We start from the raw sequence: 14,908 nt of genomic DNA, 5'->3' as shown, positions 1-14,908 counted from the left end.
TTCCACTATTAAAATGTAATAGAAAATGATTTGATTGTAAAGGCATCAGAGGACAGATTAGTTACCATGCCGTAATAGTAATCTGTTGCCTGTGTCGTAAATCCTGAACGCAAACCACTTGCTGTAATCTCACGCACAAATTCTGATGAAGGTCCAGCTACGTATGCGCGTACTCTTGAACGATGAAAAGCAGAACGGCTCAAAGTGTAATTTATAGTTATGTATCTGCCGCTATTACAATAAAGTCCCATACTGTTATTTGATGGTGTTAATATGGCGACTTCGCCATTTTTCAATGTGATTCCGCGCCAAGTATATCGGGCATATGCATTTGGAATAACACCTTCTTCAACAACTTTCTGCAGGCTTTCGTCAGCAAACACAGTGTACTTCCATTCAATCATATTAGGGTCATCTGTAAGCGGCTCTGCTGCAAAAACATTAACACTTAGCGACAGCATCATAACGAGTGTTAGGATAAAACTGATTATTTTTTATAAGCCTTCATATATGTACACGACTCCTTTCCAAGGTTCCCTTTGTAATAAGATACACAGTAAATATTGTAACGGTTGCATTTATTTAAAAAATTAAAAAAGATAATTTTTAATTTTTGTTTTTTGAATTTTTTGATTGGTAAAATAAGAAAATGGATTATAAAGAGTTGCACTCTAGGTACCTCCTACGTACAGAATAAGTATCAAATACAAAGGAGTGAAATCATTATGATTAAAAAATTAAGAGTAGCCGTGGATCACGGGAACCGGAACATGAAAACCTGTCATTTTATCTTTACCACAGGACTGACGGAACAGGATAAAAAGCCTGCCAGGGGAGAGAAGTATCTGAAATATCAGGGAAAGTATTATACCCTTAGTGAGAAGCGGATTCCGTACCAGAGGGACAAGACGCAGGACAGCCGGAACCGATTCTGGATTCTGACCTTATTTGCCATTGCAATGGAGCTGGAGCAGAAAAGCCAGATCCAGCCGGAGGATGTCATTCAGGTGGAACTTCCGATTGGGCTTCCGCCGAAGCATTTTGCAGAGCTTTGTGAGAGATATGAACGCTATTTCAAAGGGGACGGGAAGGTGCAGGAACTGTGCTTCAACGATAAAGTCTATCACCTCTGTATACAGAATGTAATGGCGTTTCCGCAGGATTATGCAGCCATGATGACGAGGATGATGGAAATCCGTGAGATTCCGAAAGTCGTAGGGATTGATATTGGCGGATTTACTTCTGATTATCTTCTGATGAGAAGTGGCAGACCGGATATGGATTATTGTGATTCTCTGGAAAAAGGTGTGATTACCATGTATAACGATATCATTTCCAGTATTAACAGTGAATATGACATGCTTCTGGAGGAGGCAGATATCGACAGTATCATCAAGGGAAAAACGCAGTATTATGAGGAAGCTGTTGTACAGGCAGTAGAAACCATGGTTCAGAATTTTGTTACCGATCTTCTGAACAGCATCCGAGAGCGGGGCATTGATACAAAATCTACTTATACGGTGTTTATCGGCGGCGGAGCAGTGCTTCTGGAACGATTTCTGGAGCAGGCAGACCGGTTGGGAAAACATACCTTTATCCGGGATATGAAAGCAAATGCCGATGGATATGATCTTTTGTATCGCATGACACAGGCTGGAGTGTGATTTTATGGGAAAGAAAAATCCGTTTGTATTCACTATTGGTTTTGATAAGTCGGATCCAGATCACGTGTATGTGACAGAACTTCTGAATACGACAGAGAAAAAAGCAAAACTGATCGTTGCGGCAATTCTGGCATATACGGGAAGAACGGATGAGACAGGTAATGGCAGTATAAGCATGGAACCGGATATGCTCCGGCCAATGATGCAGCAAATCATCCGGGAAGAAGTAAGAAAGGTATTGGAAGGGCAGGACGTTTCTAAGATAAATAGAGAAATGCCCACAGAAGTTGATTTGATGGAAGAAGAACCGCTGCGGATGGATCAGACTATGAGACAGAATGTAGTGGATGCTATCAGTGCATTTCGCAGGGCATAAAAAAGCAGGAGAGATACACATGCTTATGGCAGTGTACTCTCCTGTTCTTTGTATCAGAATGGGAATAGACAGAAAACTCACAGACTATTCACAGATTACTCACAGATTGTCTTTGTATAATGTGTAGATGATGAAGGATACGGGAGAGCCTTAACTTAGGTTCTTGAATCCATCCAGAAGTCCACGCAGTGTAGAAAGGGCAAGCTGTTTCTGCTCCTCCGGGCAGGAATTTAGTTCTGCCATGATTTGCTGCATGGTAGAATCCGGGTTCGTTTTCTGGTTAGAAAATATAGCATCTATGGAAATATGTAAGTAAGTTGCCAAGGCATAAAGTGTTTCCAACTGTGGATTGCCAATATAGTTTTCAATATCAGAGACAGTCCGTAAAGAAATCTTTGCCTGTTCCGCAAGGCTGTTTTGCGAAAGATTGCGGCGGAGACGTTCTTCCCTGACTGCATCTCCCAATAATTTTTTCACCATCTATATCACCTCACTTAATGCATATATTTTATCGTAGATTAACACTATACGAAATGCGTTAAAGTGCGTTATGATAAGCAGGATAACACATGCACAAATAGAGAAACATGGAAGTAAGTACGACAGACATGAATGGACAGCATAAGATAAAAGCCAAAGAGGAACTGAATCTGTTAAAAAAATCTTATCCATACAATGTGTCGGAGAGAAGTTAGAATATGCAGTATATGAGATACTATCATCGCATATCCTACACAATTACATAGAAAGAGAAGTATCGGCTGGACTACGAATAGAGTGGTCCAGCCTTTCTTTTTTTCGAAAAAATGAAGGCAGTGTCACGTTTTGTTGCCGCTCACCGCCATCCTCGGAATTTTTTGGAACGTGATAAAAAATTTCGGAGGATAAAACAAATGAACAAAAAAACATATACAGGATCAAAGATACAAAATCACTTTACAGCATATCTGATACAGTTTGTCCGTGGAAAACGACATGATTATCTGGAGAAGAAAATCCAGATGGCTGATGCAGAAGAACTGTTGGAGGATATTGGACAGATGGAGGCAAGAATTGTAATCGAAGAATTGCTGGAGAACCAAACGAGGGAGCAGCTTTTATTGCAGGAGGCACAGGGGAAATATCCAGAATGGAATAAGATGTCAGATGAAAGACTGATGAAAGCGCTTCATACGCTGCGGGATGAAGAACGGAAGCTGATTTACCAGCATGTGTTTGAAGAACGTACTTTTGAGGAAATGAGCAGGCTAAACGGGTTATCAGAGGAGCGATGCAAGGGTATTTATTATTATGCAATCCGGAAGATCCGCAAGGTGATGGGAGGTGAAAACTAATGAATTTTGAACGATTACTTTTAAAGGCAAAAGAAGGAAATGCAGATGCGGTACTGAAGATTTTAGAGATATATAAGCCGCTTTTAATTAAGAATGCGATTGTGAATGGCAGATTTGATGAAGATCTGTATCAGGAACTGGTAAGTACATTGCTTCAGTGTATCCAGAGATTCCAGATAATTGAGTAAGTTATCTTAAACAAAGGCTGCAATCACTCTCAGGGGAGTAACATCCTCTGGGAGTGATTGTTTTTTGAAGGGTGATATTGCCTCAGTTCGAAGCGGCAGACGGTGTTGATCTATTATGTTGCCTGATGCTTTAATGCTCTTTTGTTGTTGCCAGTTCTTTATGAAGATGTAGAGCCATAAACACAGTAACAATAGCAGAAATTACATCGGCAATCGGTTGTGCATATAGTATTCCATTTATGCCCCAGAATGATGGGAGCAACAGAATGATCGGAACAAAGCAAATACCTTGTCGGCAAGCCCCAAGAACGAATCCGGCGGTGCCTTTTCCAAGTGCAAGAAACAGAGAAGAATACACTGTGTAAAATCCAAATACGAAGAAGGAAAATCCATTTGCCATTAGCGATTTTTGACCTACAGAAATCATCTCTGTATTGCCTTCTGTAAATTGCGAAATAATCTGTGTGGAAAATAGGGCTATTGTCAATCCCACAACTACACAAAATATTGTTGACCATAAGATAGAAGTTTTAATTGCTTCCCTGAGCCGATCAAACTTTTTGGCACCATAGCTAAAGCCGGCAATTGGTTGGAAACCTTTTAAGAAGCCGAACACAACCAGAGTTCCCATTGAAGTGATTCTTGTAACAGCGCCCATTCCGGCGATAACAGCATCTCCATAGATATTAGCTTCCCGGTTTATGAATGCGATAGAAAGGCTTGTAAGAAGCTGGAAAGTCAATGTGGGTATACCGATTTTCAGAATTTCAGTTATGATCTGCTTAGAAGGACAAAATTCCTTAATGGAAAATGTAAAAGCGCTTTTTTTCTGTAATGCATAAATTAAATATACAAGAGTAGAAGCCATTTGAGAAATTGCTGTAGCGATTGCCGCACCAGCAACCCCCATGTCGAGAGTATAGATGAAAATAGGATCTAAACCAATATTCAATACAGCTCCTAATAATAATGCACACATAGTTGTTTTTGCGGCGCCTTCACTTGCAACGATATTGTTCATCGTTACATTAAATACATTGAAAATACATGAAATAACATAGATTCTTCCATAAGAAAGGGCGTATGGCATAATCGTGTCTGTTGCACCTAACATGGTTAAAATAGGTTTCAAAAAAATTGCAGTTCCGATAATAATAACTGCGCCAATACAAACACTGCTGTATAATGCAGTACTGGCGACTTTACTTGCAGCTTCCCTATCTCCTCGCCCTAAAAGTCTTGATAAGTAGGAGGCGGCACCATTGCCAAACATCAGACCTAAACCAACAACTACTTGTCCTAAAGGAAACGCAATGGAAATTGCACCCATTTGACTCTCGCCAAGTCCTCCTATGAAATAAGCATCCACCAAATTGTAGAGAGCGTTAATAAGCATACCAATCATTATCGGTATACCAAGAGCCATTAGTGCTTGGGGAACAGGTGCATTTCCTAATAAATCCATTTTGTTGTTATTCTTGTTCATTTCAAATACTCCTTTCAATTAAGAATATAAATTATAGTAGTATAAATTATAGTATACTACGTGAGAGAATACTACTATAATTTATAGTAGTTGTCAAGCGTGTATCCTGCAATTTCCTTGACAAGAGGTATAAAATCAAATACTATAAATTACAGTATATATAACCGTAAGTATTTTATAGCTTTCGTGGATATAGAAAGTGGGTGAACTATGGCTACAATAGATTTAATTGTGTTAGGAATATTGAAAAAGGAACCGATGGGAGCCTATGATATTCAAAAATTAGTGGAATATCGTAATATATCAAAATGGGTAAAAATCAGTACACCATCCATTTACAAAAAAGCAATTCAGTTGGAGGAAAAAGGCTTCATTAAAGGAGAAATTGTGAAAGAAGGTAAGATGCCTGAAAAAGCAGTTTATTCATTAACAGATGAAGGCGAAAAAGAATTTGTAAAGCTTATGATGGAAACAGCCTCTAAACCCATTCACTTTTTTTTAGATTTTAATGCAGTAATTGTAAATTTGGATAAGTTACCGCCTGAAAGTCAACAATCATGTATTGCCAGTATTGAGGAAAATATTGAAATATTAAAAACTTATCTGGAGGAAAATCTTCGAGAGAAAGAGAATGATCCGGAAATCCCTAAGACTGGTATGGCAGTATTGCAACAGCAGATAGTTTTGGCGGATGCTATTGAAAAATGGATTATTTCTCTAAAAAAAGACTTTTGATGAAGAAGTCACTAGCTGATTTCTTATTAGGTCTGCAGGATTGGGAAGAAACAGGGATGGATGCCGACCTATGTTCCGGCTTTGTAGCCAGAACATAGAAATTTTCTTAGTGGGGAATCTCCCTCAAACCCGGTGCTCCTTATATCCTGCAGATTAAACTTCAAATTTATACCCATATCCAACTACTGTTTTTATGTAATTCTTGTCGCTGGAATACTTTTTTATCTTCTTGCGTATTTGAAAAATAGTGTTTTCCACGGCGTGGAAATAACCATTTGCTTTTTCATGCCAAACTGCTTCATAAATCTGTTGTTTAGTAAAAGCCATCCCTGGATTAGAATATAGCATATAAAGTACATCAAATTCTTTTACAGAAAAGTTAATGTCTTTTCGTACTATTAAGCCGTAGGTCGTAAAGGTCTGCGACTTTAACTTTACCCGGAAAGGAGCTGCCACATATATAGGCAGTGCTGTAATTTTAACAGTAACGGTCACCAATCTATGGGGATGGCTTGTATATCCGGCTGAAATGCTAAAAAATCAGTGGTTCTTATTTATCACTTCACTCTGCCCCGGTAATTATGTGTTTGCCGTTTCTGGCTCTTGCAGCTATTGCGATTCTACTGGTCTATTACCAGACTATTTGCAGGTAAAGCATTGCTCTGGTTTTGAATTTGAGTTTTGGCAGTCTAATAATAGCATTTTAGATTAGCTGTGATAAGGTGAAACAGATTAGGAGGAAAGTAAATTGCATTACAAAGACAAAAACCTACAGATAGATATTCGCTGTCATACTGTTTTTATGAATGATCAAAAGATTGAATTGAGTCTGAAAGAATTTACGGTACTAAAATATCTAACAGAACATCCTGGCTGGGTATTCTCTCACGAGGAGATTTATCGTAATGTCTGGAAGGAAGAACCGATTGACTGTGCTAATGCGGTTATGTGCTGCATTAGCCAGCTTCGTAAAAAGTTAAAAGTAGATTCACGGAACTGGAATTACATCCGCACCGTCCGAGGTGTGGGCTATAAGTTTCAACCACTCTCAGGGGAGTAACATCCTCTGGGAGTTTTTTGTCATATTTGTTGCACTTTTCGGCTCTGGTACGTACAGAAATAGAAAAGAAACATATCCCAAAATGTATACATTTTAGAAGTACGTTCCGGAAAGAGGGATTATATTTCAAAAAGGTTACACACACAGTTTTGAAATATACCAATAAAAGTGTGGATATTTTGGGACATGGAAAGGAGAAATGTGGATGCAGATATATGGATATCACCGTACCAGTACAAAGGAGCAGCATCTTGACCGTGGCATACAGGAAATTGAGCGGTACTGTAACGAGCATGAGATGGCACTTACGAATATTTTTACGGATCAGGAGACAGGGAAGAATTTTAATCGTCCGAGATATACCGTTTTAGTGGAGGATGTCCTGCGGCCGGGAGATATTTTGATTGTTACAGAATTGGACAGACTGGGAAGAAACAAGTATGACACCATGCAACAGATCCAGCGGATTAAGAACATGGGAGTGCGGCTTATGGTTCTGGAACTGCCGACTACGCTTATGGATTTATCTGTGATGGATAATGCGATGGCAAGGATGATGCTGGAAACAATCAATAACATGATGCTGGAGCTTTATGCTTCTATGGCGCAGGCAGAGCTGGAGAAAAAGGAGAAGCGACAGCGGGAAGGGATAGAAGCGAAGAAATTGCGGGGCGAATGGGATGATTATGGAAGACCAAGTGTGATGAAGCAGGAAACTTTTGATGAGAACTTTCAAAGCGTAGTTTCTGGAGAAACGACACCTACACAGCTTCGTAAAAATTTGGGAATGACGCACTCAACTTTTTATCGCTATCGAAAAACTTTTTATGAAAAATACCCGGAACTTTCAAATTCTGCAAATTAAAGTCCTATTACTTATATAGACCAAAGAATTTCAGGAGGAAAGAAATATGAGTGAAAAGAGAATAGGTACTTTAATTTATGATCCATCAATGGGAAGATTTGATATCCGGTTTGGGATTGAATCTTATTATGGAGGTCTTCATTGCGGAGAATGTTTTGATGTGAAGGTAAAGGATGCATGGATTCCGGTTCGGATTGAAATGGATGAAGACTGGTATCTGGTAGGGCTTCCTAAGACGAGTCTCAGTGGACTGACGGTTCGAATGTAGGAGGAGCATATGATGGAAGCTAAAAAGAAATATGAAAAGCCGGCATTCCGATTGGTGACAGATTTGGGGAGTATTTTGGAATGACTGTATGAGGTATATGGAACGGATGGAACGATGTTGATTGCTGGGAACAAGTTATCGGATACGGTAATCTATCCGTTTATCCGCATGATTAAAAAGAAATGCAAAGCAGTGGATGCGGAAAAGCTGAATCTGATGCTCTGGAAGATTTATATGGTAAGTTCGAGAAAAGAAGAATTTGTGACGGCTGCTAAGAAAGAGCTGCAGCCTTATTTGACCAAGAAAGATGAAAAACAGATTGACACCACATATGACACCACATATACTATAGATAGGAGGCATTAAAGATGTCGAAATGGGATAAACTATTGACAAGAATTTGCTCATTATCGAAAGACCTTCGTTTTGATGAACTAAGAAAAGTATTAGAAAGTTATGGATATGAGATAAATGCTCCGAGAAGTGGGAGCAGCCATTATACATTCCGTAAAGCGGGATGCCAGCCGATAACAATACCGAAACACGAACCAATCAAGAAAATTTATGTTGAAATGGTAAAGCAGATTGTAGAAAGTGAGGCGAAAAACGATGAAGACACTGAATGATTATTTGGCAATGTCCTATCGCATGGAAATTGTGGAAGATAAGGATGAAGGTGGATTTGTGGTTTCTTATCCGGAACTGCCGGGATGCATCACCTGTGGAGAGACGATAGAAAGGGCAGTTGAAAATGCAGCGGATGCAAAAAAAGCATGGTTAGAAGCTGCACTGGAAGAAGGGATTGAGATTCACGAACCGGGAAGCCTGGAAGAGTATTCGGGACAGTTTAAAATAAGGATGCCACGCAGCTTACACCGGGATCTGGCGGAACACTCAAAAAAAGAAGGCATCAGTATGAATCAATACTGTATATATCTTCTTTCAAAGAATGATGCGCTGTTAGTAAAATAAATATACAAGAATATAGATGAAAAGAGCCGTCCGGATGGGCGGCTCGAAGTCTTTTATAGATTAAAAATGATATTGCTCCAGCAGGTATAGGGGAAGTGTTTGTACATTCCCAGCGGTTCCGCCTTTGGTATCACCTTTTAAATACAATAGTTTGTGGGCCTTCCCCTGTTCCAATGCCTTCAAGGCAGTAGATGCAGTTCCCTTACCGGCTTTAACTTCAATCAGATAGCGGATGTGAGTTTTCAATGTCTGAGCTACAAAATCAATTTCACCACCTTTATAAGTAGCAAAAGCCGGTGTCTCAAAGATAATTTCTTCCGGGAATTCCTGGCGTTTGGACAAGTTAATGTAAACATAGTTTTCGTTCAATGAGCCATCCATAGTTGATACAGTAGCACCAGTTCTGGAGAGATAATAATATGCAACTCCAAGATCCATGAAGAAGCAGCGGCTTCCCGGTTTGAAATTCAGGATGTCCAGTTCTGTGATTTTGCCACAGAAACCGATGATTCCAGAATGATAAAGCCAGTTGATAGCACGATAGCAGGTTGCTTTAGAAAGATTACTGGAGTAATTCTTTGTAACGAGCTTTTGCAGTTCTTCACTTATACTGTCCTCATCTAATCCTTTCTTTTCACGAAGCAGAATACGGCAGATGCTTAAAAAGATGTTGGTAAAAACACTAATATCTGTGATGTCATCAAAGTACCGCATAGATTCGTTTAAGAAAATGCGGATGATTCTAACAAGCTCTTTTTGAGCTGCTTCCACGTCTTTTGTGTTAAGGTATGTTTCCACAACCTTTGGATAGCCGCCAATCTGTCTATAGATGTCGTAAACATTCTTTAATTCGTCATATAGTTCCGGTACGGTGTCATCTGCATGATCCAGTGGAAGTGATAGATATTTCTGAAAAAGCTGGTCATCCAATGCTTCCAAAAACTCTTTAAAGGAAAGGGTATAAATACGGATACTGGTAATATCTCCACTGGAGAATTTGAATTCCGGTTCCAGTACACGTCCCAGATAACTTCCAGTTACAATGAAATGCGCTTGAAAATAGCGGGTAAATTCTCGGATACGGTTGAATATCTCTGAGGATTCCTGAATTTCATCAATAATGATGACTGTATCGTTGGTATCTTCAAAATCCGGATCGAAGAGTTTAAAAGCATCGTGAAGCGGCTGCTCCGGTCGTTTTGTACCGGGAGTCCAGTCTGTGGCTTTTTTGTAACATTCCATAAATTGTTTGCCGGACAAATCAAACAGGTTAATGTAGATCTTGTGCCTGAAGTTCTCATCCGCAAATTTATTGATAATATATGTTTTTCCGACCTGTCTGGCACCATTCACTTCCAAGGTGCTGTGGACGGTATCGTTTTTCCAATCCAGAAGCTGATCGTAAACTTTTCTTTTCAGATACATGGGAAATGCTCCTTTCTTTCAACTGTTCCTATTATATCAAAATATGAATGGATAATATAGAGGGTAATTTCTGATAAATGATGAATTGTCTAGTCTGAGCAGTTCTTCACGGGTATTCCGGTTTCTGTCATTACTTTTTCGTACTGAAGAAGCTGTTCCCAGGTCAGCCATTCCGGTTTCTGATCTGTGGGAAAACCATTCCATAATTCTTTCATACGGGCAATATGGTTTTGAACGCTATGATTGCATAGGATAGACGGACTGCGATTTCCGTAGCCCAGATAGTATTCACAGTCAGACTGTAATTTACTTAACATCCGGTACTCGAATTCATAGGAACTTCTTTGATACGGAGCCGGATGAAATGTGTACTCCTGCTGTATGGGATGGGAAGGTTCTCCATCAATATGGTTAAAAGATAAAGAATAAAGATTCGGTTCAGGCTCTTTGCCAAGGTCAATATCCTTCCACAACTTTCCGAATTGGTCCTTATATACCGGACAGGAAAAATCATCCATGCCAGTATACTCAAGCACTAATTTTGTTTTTGCATTTTCATTCATTCTATTAGACCATCCTTTCCTTTATTGCAGACATTGAGGTATATTATTGGGCGCTGTTTCTGCATTCCACTGCAGCTTCGCACGTACATCCATCAGGATGATTCCTAACTGGTTTTCTCCGCAGTTATTGACTTTGCCCCAGAAATAGTCACCCCAGTTGTTTCCTTCAATAAGTGTGGACTCTCCGGTTGCAAGAAGTTTATCCCGGAGTTCCGGGTTCTGCATGAATTTGCACATGCAGATTTCATACATGAGCCGGACTTTCACTTTTTCCCAGTCCGGGCGTAATGTAAGATCTCTGCCGAGTTTCTTTGCATCAGAAGGATTATGCATCCGAAAAATACAGAATTTGCGTTGCTCTCTCGCAGAGAGTGTTTTCTGCGCTTGAAAAGCAGCTTCATTATTTGCATAGGTTTGTCCCATGTAAGAGACCGGTGCCGGATAGAAATTGCTTAGAAAAGCATAATCTCCCCGAAATTCATTGATCTGTGTAGGTATGCGCTTGCTTGTATTTGTTTGATTCATTATAAATTCCTCCTTTGTAAAAGAGGTGCGGCCTTTCAGCCACACCTCAAAATAATTCTCATCTATTGCAGAGATGGTTATGCAATCATCTCCAAAAATTCAGCTTCTGTAAGAATTGGAATACCAAGGCTCTGGGCTTTTGCCAGTTTGCTGCCGGCTTTTTCCCCGCAGATCAGGTAATCGGTTTTCTTTGTTACAGAGCTGCCAGGTTTGGCACCAAGCTCCAGAATCTTATCGTTGATACCGTCTCTGGTAAAATGCTCCAGTTTCCCTGTTGCTACGATGGTACATCCTGTAAATTTGTTTTCTTTTGTCATAATGGTCTCTTCCTTTCTTTGTTCAAATGTGAATTCGTTCTGTAAGTTTTTCCATAAATCAAGATTTGCTTCATCTGCAAACCAGGAATGGATGTTGTGATTTAAGATTTCGCCAAAATCCTCTAACTGAGTGAAGTCGTAATCTCCGACAGCCGCCTGTTCAAATGCAGTTAAATTTCCGGAAAATACGGTGTCCAGAATCCGGCTTTTGGTTCTGCCGATCATAGGAATATCCATGGAAACCAGATAGCGGACAAAGCTGGTCCTCCGGCTGGCGTTGATGGATTCCCACAAGCGGTCGAAAGATTTCTCACCATATCCGTCCAGTGCCACAATATCTTCCCGGTGTTCCTCCAGATGATAGATGTCCTGAAAAGAGTGCAGATAGCCCAGATTCAGGAATTTTTCTAAAGTGGCTTCTGACAGTCCTTCGATGTTCATTGCCTTCTTGCTGGCAAAATGGACAAACCTTCTTGTGATCTGGCTGTCGCACTGCGGATTATCACAATGCAGAGTTTCTACGGTGCGACCGTCGCTGGTCTTACGGCTGTAGGTTCTGGTTTTGGAACCACAGCAAGGGCAGACCGGAGGCGTGATGTCGGTATACCTTCCACGATCCAGATTATCCTCTATATGTGGGATGATCATGTTTCGTTTGGAAACAAGAATCCGGCATCCGGGTACAAGCTCCAGATTTTTGATAAAGGTCAGATTATGAAGGGAAGCTCTGGAAACATCACAGCCGTCAATCTCCACGGTATCGAAGATGCCGACCGGAGCAATCTCTCCGAATCTGGTCGGTGTCCATTCAATTTCACGCAAGAAAGTTTCGTAGGTATCATCCTCAAACTTATAGGCGAGGCCGTCCTTATAGTGGTGTCCGGTTTTTCCGCAGCTTTTGGAGTAGCTGAGACTGTCAAAAATCATGACAATGCCATCGATAGGAAGATGTAAATTTGCTGCTGTGGATACCAATTCCTGAATGAATTTCTCCGCATATTCTTTTGAAAGTCCGGTTCCTGAAATTGAGAAAAACGGGCAGTAACCAAAGCCCAGGTGTGTTAAACCTTCTAATTTGCAGGCTCTGCTGTCCGGGAAGGGAACATCCTCCATTCCTTCTAATACATTGAACGGAAGAAAGCGAACACAACGTCCGATACAGTTCTTCGGATCAAGACTTCGTACTGATCCGGAAGCAAAATTACGTCCGTTTTTATAAGGTTTTCCATTTCCATCACGCAGAGTATCTTTCAGACGTTCAAAATCATTGGTTGGTATAAAAGACTCACCGGTAATGACCAGACGTTCTTTGTGTGGAATGGTAAGCGGTACATTTAAAAATGCCGGGATATTGTGTGTAATATCTTCCCCCACTTCACCATCTCCACGGGTAGAAGCCTGAATCAGTCTGCCATCTTCGTAAATGAGTTTGGTAGTCAAACCGTCCAGTTTCAGCATAAAGAGAACTTCCTGTCCTTTCATGAAATCTAAAAGCTCTGAAATCAGTTTTGTTTTCTCAAGCGAGAGCAGTGGAATCGGATGGGTGACTTTGGCAAGTTCACTGACCGGATAATATCCAACCGTCTGTGTCGGAGAATTTGACAGGATGAAACCAGTCTGTTCCTCCAGTTCCTTCAGTTCGTCAAAGAGTCGGTCATACTCGGCATCAGATACCAGAGGGGCATCCTGATTGTAGTAGGCATGACGGTATTCATTGAGTTGTTTTACAAGATTCTTAATTCTTTTGACTGACATAGAGTCTCCTTTCTTTTGTGGCGTGCCAGTTCCGGAATCATTTGTTTCCGTAATCCTCCTTTCCCTGCGTTCAGGCATAAAAAAAGAGAATGACGCTTATGTTCATTCTCAAAATAGATGCAGTTTCCTGCAAAATAAAAAAAGCCAGAAGTCCCTGCTGCTTGTTGGGCATAGGAAAACTCCTGACTACGTTTCAAACCTAAACTGCGTGTGATAAATCCTTTCCGGATTGACACAAATAATTGATATAAGAACAGTATAACACTAGATGTAGTATATGTCAAATGAAATAGATTCCTCAATGAAGCTTTTGCCTTATGTTGATGACAAATTTGTCGGCTACAGGAATAAAAGCGTTCAGGATTTCAGATTTGCCCTAAGCGAAGGAATTCGTAGCCAGGTATTTTTTGCCACTTTCGTGGAGAAAGTCGAAAACCAGATAAAATCAATCTCTGTCATAAATGCCTCTAAACTGTTTTTACATCGTAGTGGTTATGCAAGTTCTAAATTTAAAAATAATTTTCACGAATAACTAACTTTTCTATATGCTGAATTGTCATAAAATATAGATTATTAAATTTGAAAGCAGATTGAAGGTGATAAACATGAGAAGTTATAAACGGTATACCAGGCGAAAGAGACTTTTGAAGCAAATCGCTGTGGTTGCTTTAGTGTTTATATTGGGATTTGTGCTTTTGCGGGCTGTTTCGTATATGGCGATTCAGGGTGAAATTCCGATGATTAACAGTTTCAATCTATTTAGAAGGGAAGCTGATACTTCTTTTGGATGGAACTTGATTCTTGTAAATGACGATTATTGTGTTCCCCGTAATTATGAGGTAGAACTCACAGAATTATCAAACGGAGAAAAAGTGGATTCGAGAATCTATCCTCAGCTTCAGCAGATGTTTGATGATGCCAGAGCTGAGGGACTTGAATTATTTGTAAGGGAAGGGTACAGGACAACTCAGGATCAGAAAGATATTATGAATGAGAGAATTCAGCAGTATCAGGATGAAGGCTATTCACGTGGGGAGGCAAAAAAACTTGCGAAAGAATATGTTGCCGAACCTGGAACAAGTGAGCATGAACTTGGGATAGCCGTTGATATCAATGCGGATACGTCCAAGTGTTCTTCGGATGCTGTTTATACATGGCTTGCCAATAATGCATATAAATATGGTTTTATTAAAAGGTATCCTGATAATAAGATAGAAATTACAGGAGTGAACAATGAACCCTGGCATTATAGGTATGTAGGGGTGGATGCTGCCCTGGAAATGCAGAAAAAAGGATTGTGTCTGGAGGAGTATATCGAGACTCTAAAATAAAAATTAAAAAATAATTTATCTTTAACTAACTTTTTATGCTTGTT

At 40.0% G+C, this 14,908-nt stretch carries 21 protein-coding genes; 13 read left to right on the top strand and 8 right to left on the bottom strand.

Going from position 1 to position 14,908, the window contains the following annotated elements:
• Positions 1-8: 8 nt before the first annotated feature.
• A complete protein-coding gene (locus tag DWW13_RS18710; protein WP_118011129.1) occupies positions 9-404 on the bottom strand; it encodes a hypothetical protein in 396 nt (131 codons plus the stop codon).
• Between the two features lie 321 nt (positions 405-725).
• Here DWW13_RS18710 and DWW13_RS05310 point away from each other — a divergent pair, with 321 nt between their 5' ends.
• Positions 726-1,664: a ParM/StbA family protein gene (locus DWW13_RS05310; RefSeq protein WP_020436706.1), complete on the top strand. Its 939-nt coding sequence runs from the start codon at positions 726-728 to the stop codon at positions 1,662-1,664.
• A gap of 4 nt (positions 1,665-1,668) precedes the next feature.
• Positions 1,669-2,040: a hypothetical protein gene (locus DWW13_RS05305; RefSeq protein WP_005333400.1), complete on the top strand. Its 372-nt coding sequence runs from the start codon at positions 1,669-1,671 to the stop codon at positions 2,038-2,040.
• A 150-nt stretch (positions 2,041-2,190) separates the two neighbouring features.
• Here the strand turns inward: DWW13_RS05305 and DWW13_RS05300 are convergent, their stop codons facing one another.
• Positions 2,191-2,520 (bottom strand): helix-turn-helix transcriptional regulator, encoded by a 330-nt coding sequence (locus DWW13_RS05300; protein WP_005333402.1) that lies wholly within the window; start codon positions 2,518-2,520, stop codon positions 2,191-2,193.
• Positions 2,521-2,933: 413 nt separating this feature from the next.
• Between DWW13_RS05300 and DWW13_RS05295 the strand changes: the two genes are divergently transcribed.
• Both DWW13_RS05295 and DWW13_RS05290 read left to right on the top strand, forming a co-directional pair.
• Positions 2,934-3,374, top strand: coding sequence for a sigma factor-like helix-turn-helix DNA-binding protein (locus DWW13_RS05295; RefSeq protein ID WP_023921559.1), 441 nt, complete (start codon positions 2,934-2,936; stop codon positions 3,372-3,374).
• Positions 3,374-3,562 (top strand): helix-turn-helix domain-containing protein, encoded by a 189-nt coding sequence (locus DWW13_RS05290; RefSeq protein ID WP_005333406.1) that lies wholly within the window; start codon positions 3,374-3,376, stop codon positions 3,560-3,562. The genes DWW13_RS05295 and DWW13_RS05290 overlap by 1 nt, the downstream gene beginning before the upstream one ends.
• Before the next feature lie 130 nt (positions 3,563-3,692).
• Here DWW13_RS05290 and DWW13_RS05285 read toward each other — a convergent pair whose 3' ends face one another.
• On the bottom strand, positions 3,693-5,048 hold the full coding sequence (locus DWW13_RS05285; protein WP_005333407.1) for an MATE family efflux transporter: 1,356 nt from the start codon (positions 5,046-5,048) through the stop codon (positions 3,693-3,695).
• Between the two features lie 210 nt (positions 5,049-5,258).
• Here DWW13_RS05285 and DWW13_RS05280 point away from each other — a divergent pair, with 210 nt between their 5' ends.
• Positions 5,259-5,783 (top strand): PadR family transcriptional regulator, encoded by a 525-nt coding sequence (locus tag DWW13_RS05280; protein ID WP_005333410.1) that lies wholly within the window; start codon positions 5,259-5,261, stop codon positions 5,781-5,783.
• Positions 5,784-5,936: 153 nt separating this feature from the next.
• Here the strand turns inward: DWW13_RS05280 and DWW13_RS19985 are convergent, their stop codons facing one another.
• Positions 5,937-6,239, bottom strand: coding sequence for a winged helix-turn-helix domain-containing protein (locus DWW13_RS19985; RefSeq protein ID WP_226861513.1), 303 nt, complete (start codon positions 6,237-6,239; stop codon positions 5,937-5,939).
• A 292-nt stretch (positions 6,240-6,531) separates the two neighbouring features.
• On the opposite strand from DWW13_RS19985, the gene DWW13_RS05270 reads away from it, so the two are divergent.
• From DWW13_RS05270 to DWW13_RS05245, 6 genes are all read left to right on the top strand, one after another.
• Entirely contained in the window at positions 6,532-6,843 is a 312-nt protein-coding gene (locus tag DWW13_RS05270) for a winged helix-turn-helix domain-containing protein (RefSeq protein WP_023921561.1), read from the top strand.
• Between the two features lie 205 nt (positions 6,844-7,048).
• Complete coding sequence (locus DWW13_RS05265) at positions 7,049-7,708, top strand: recombinase family protein (RefSeq protein WP_040015506.1); 660 nt, start codon at positions 7,049-7,051, stop codon at positions 7,706-7,708.
• Positions 7,709-7,754: 46 nt separating this feature from the next.
• Positions 7,755-7,976, top strand: coding sequence for a DUF5348 domain-containing protein (locus DWW13_RS05260; protein WP_005333419.1), 222 nt, complete (start codon positions 7,755-7,757; stop codon positions 7,974-7,976).
• A 114-nt stretch (positions 7,977-8,090) separates the two neighbouring features.
• A complete protein-coding gene (locus DWW13_RS05255) occupies positions 8,091-8,342 on the top strand; it encodes a hypothetical protein (protein WP_243026036.1) in 252 nt (83 codons plus the stop codon).
• Between the two features lie 2 nt (positions 8,343-8,344).
• Positions 8,345-8,602, top strand: a complete 258-nt coding sequence (locus tag DWW13_RS05250) for a type II toxin-antitoxin system HicA family toxin (RefSeq protein ID WP_005333422.1) — start codon at positions 8,345-8,347, stop codon at positions 8,600-8,602.
• Positions 8,586-8,948 carry a type II toxin-antitoxin system HicB family antitoxin gene (locus DWW13_RS05245; protein WP_005333424.1) on the top strand — a complete coding sequence of 121 codons (363 nt, stop codon included), beginning with the start codon at positions 8,586-8,588 and terminating at the stop codon, positions 8,946-8,948. Before DWW13_RS05250 ends, DWW13_RS05245 begins: the two co-directional genes overlap by 17 nt.
• Positions 8,949-9,008: 60 nt before the next feature.
• Here the strand turns inward: DWW13_RS05245 and DWW13_RS05240 are convergent, their stop codons facing one another.
• The 4 genes from DWW13_RS05240 to ligA form a co-directional block, all read right to left on the bottom strand.
• Complete coding sequence (locus DWW13_RS05240) at positions 9,009-10,373, bottom strand: ATP-binding protein (protein WP_117470422.1); 1,365 nt, start codon at positions 10,371-10,373, stop codon at positions 9,009-9,011.
• 89 nt (positions 10,374-10,462) lie between these two features.
• Entirely contained in the window at positions 10,463-10,936 is a 474-nt protein-coding gene (locus DWW13_RS05235) for an LPD11 domain-containing protein (RefSeq protein ID WP_005333427.1), read from the bottom strand.
• A 21-nt stretch (positions 10,937-10,957) separates the two neighbouring features.
• Entirely contained in the window at positions 10,958-11,461 is a 504-nt protein-coding gene (locus tag DWW13_RS05230; protein ID WP_023921566.1) for an NADAR family protein, read from the bottom strand.
• A 77-nt stretch (positions 11,462-11,538) separates the two neighbouring features.
• Entirely contained in the window at positions 11,539-13,533 is a 1,995-nt protein-coding gene (gene ligA, locus DWW13_RS05225; RefSeq protein ID WP_040015507.1) for an NAD-dependent DNA ligase LigA, read from the bottom strand.
• A 277-nt stretch (positions 13,534-13,810) separates the two neighbouring features.
• Between ligA and DWW13_RS05220 the strand changes: the two genes are divergently transcribed.
• Both DWW13_RS05220 and DWW13_RS05215 read left to right on the top strand, forming a co-directional pair.
• Positions 13,811-14,065: a hypothetical protein gene (locus DWW13_RS05220; protein ID WP_005333435.1), complete on the top strand. Its 255-nt coding sequence runs from the start codon at positions 13,811-13,813 to the stop codon at positions 14,063-14,065.
• Between the two features lie 73 nt (positions 14,066-14,138).
• Positions 14,139-14,864: a M15 family metallopeptidase gene (locus tag DWW13_RS05215; protein ID WP_008373954.1), complete on the top strand. Its 726-nt coding sequence runs from the start codon at positions 14,139-14,141 to the stop codon at positions 14,862-14,864.
• Positions 14,865-14,908: the final 44 nt, after the last annotated feature.

Origin of the sequence: Blautia sp. AF14-40, from assembly GCF_003479665.1 — a bacterium.
Classification (GTDB): domain Bacteria; phylum Bacillota; class Clostridia; order Lachnospirales; family Lachnospiraceae; genus Fusicatenibacter; species Fusicatenibacter saccharivorans.
Note: the sequence above shows the minus strand (reverse complement) of the source record. Positions and strands in the feature narration are given on the sequence as shown.

Excerpts from the sequence above, each read along its gene's own strand:
- DWW13_RS18710 (WP_118011129.1), bottom strand. The coding sequence starts at position 404 with ATGATTGAATGGAAGTACACTGTGTTTGCTGACGAAAGCCTGCAGAAA.
- DWW13_RS05310 (WP_020436706.1), top strand. The coding sequence starts at position 726 with ATGATTAAAAAATTAAGAGTAGCCGTGGATCACGGGAACCGGAACATG.
- DWW13_RS05305 (WP_005333400.1), top strand. The coding sequence starts at position 1,669 with ATGGGAAAGAAAAATCCGTTTGTATTCACTATTGGTTTTGATAAGTCG.
- DWW13_RS05300 (WP_005333402.1), bottom strand. The coding sequence starts at position 2,520 with ATGGTGAAAAAATTATTGGGAGATGCAGTCAGGGAAGAACGTCTCCGC.
- DWW13_RS05295 (WP_023921559.1), top strand. The coding sequence starts at position 2,934 with ATGAACAAAAAAACATATACAGGATCAAAGATACAAAATCACTTTACA.
- DWW13_RS05290 (WP_005333406.1), top strand. The coding sequence starts at position 3,374 with ATGAATTTTGAACGATTACTTTTAAAGGCAAAAGAAGGAAATGCAGAT.
- DWW13_RS05285 (WP_005333407.1), bottom strand. The coding sequence starts at position 5,048 with ATGAACAAGAATAACAACAAAATGGATTTATTAGGAAATGCACCTGTT.
- DWW13_RS05280 (WP_005333410.1), top strand. The coding sequence starts at position 5,259 with ATGGCTACAATAGATTTAATTGTGTTAGGAATATTGAAAAAGGAACCG.
- DWW13_RS05265 (WP_040015506.1), top strand. The coding sequence starts at position 7,049 with ATGCAGATATATGGATATCACCGTACCAGTACAAAGGAGCAGCATCTT.
- DWW13_RS05260 (WP_005333419.1), top strand. The coding sequence starts at position 7,755 with ATGAGTGAAAAGAGAATAGGTACTTTAATTTATGATCCATCAATGGGA.
- DWW13_RS05255 (WP_243026036.1), top strand. The coding sequence starts at position 8,091 with ATGTTGATTGCTGGGAACAAGTTATCGGATACGGTAATCTATCCGTTT.
- DWW13_RS05250 (WP_005333422.1), top strand. The coding sequence starts at position 8,345 with ATGTCGAAATGGGATAAACTATTGACAAGAATTTGCTCATTATCGAAA.
- DWW13_RS05245 (WP_005333424.1), top strand. The coding sequence starts at position 8,586 with ATGAAGACACTGAATGATTATTTGGCAATGTCCTATCGCATGGAAATT.
- DWW13_RS05240 (WP_117470422.1), bottom strand. The coding sequence starts at position 10,373 with ATGTATCTGAAAAGAAAAGTTTACGATCAGCTTCTGGATTGGAAAAAC.
- DWW13_RS05235 (WP_005333427.1), bottom strand. The coding sequence starts at position 10,936 with ATGAATGAAAATGCAAAAACAAAATTAGTGCTTGAGTATACTGGCATG.
- DWW13_RS05230 (WP_023921566.1), bottom strand. The coding sequence starts at position 11,461 with ATGAATCAAACAAATACAAGCAAGCGCATACCTACACAGATCAATGAA.
- ligA (WP_040015507.1), bottom strand. The coding sequence starts at position 13,533 with ATGTCAGTCAAAAGAATTAAGAATCTTGTAAAACAACTCAATGAATAC.
- DWW13_RS05220 (WP_005333435.1), top strand. The coding sequence starts at position 13,811 with ATGTCAAATGAAATAGATTCCTCAATGAAGCTTTTGCCTTATGTTGAT.
- DWW13_RS05215 (WP_008373954.1), top strand. The coding sequence starts at position 14,139 with ATGAGAAGTTATAAACGGTATACCAGGCGAAAGAGACTTTTGAAGCAA.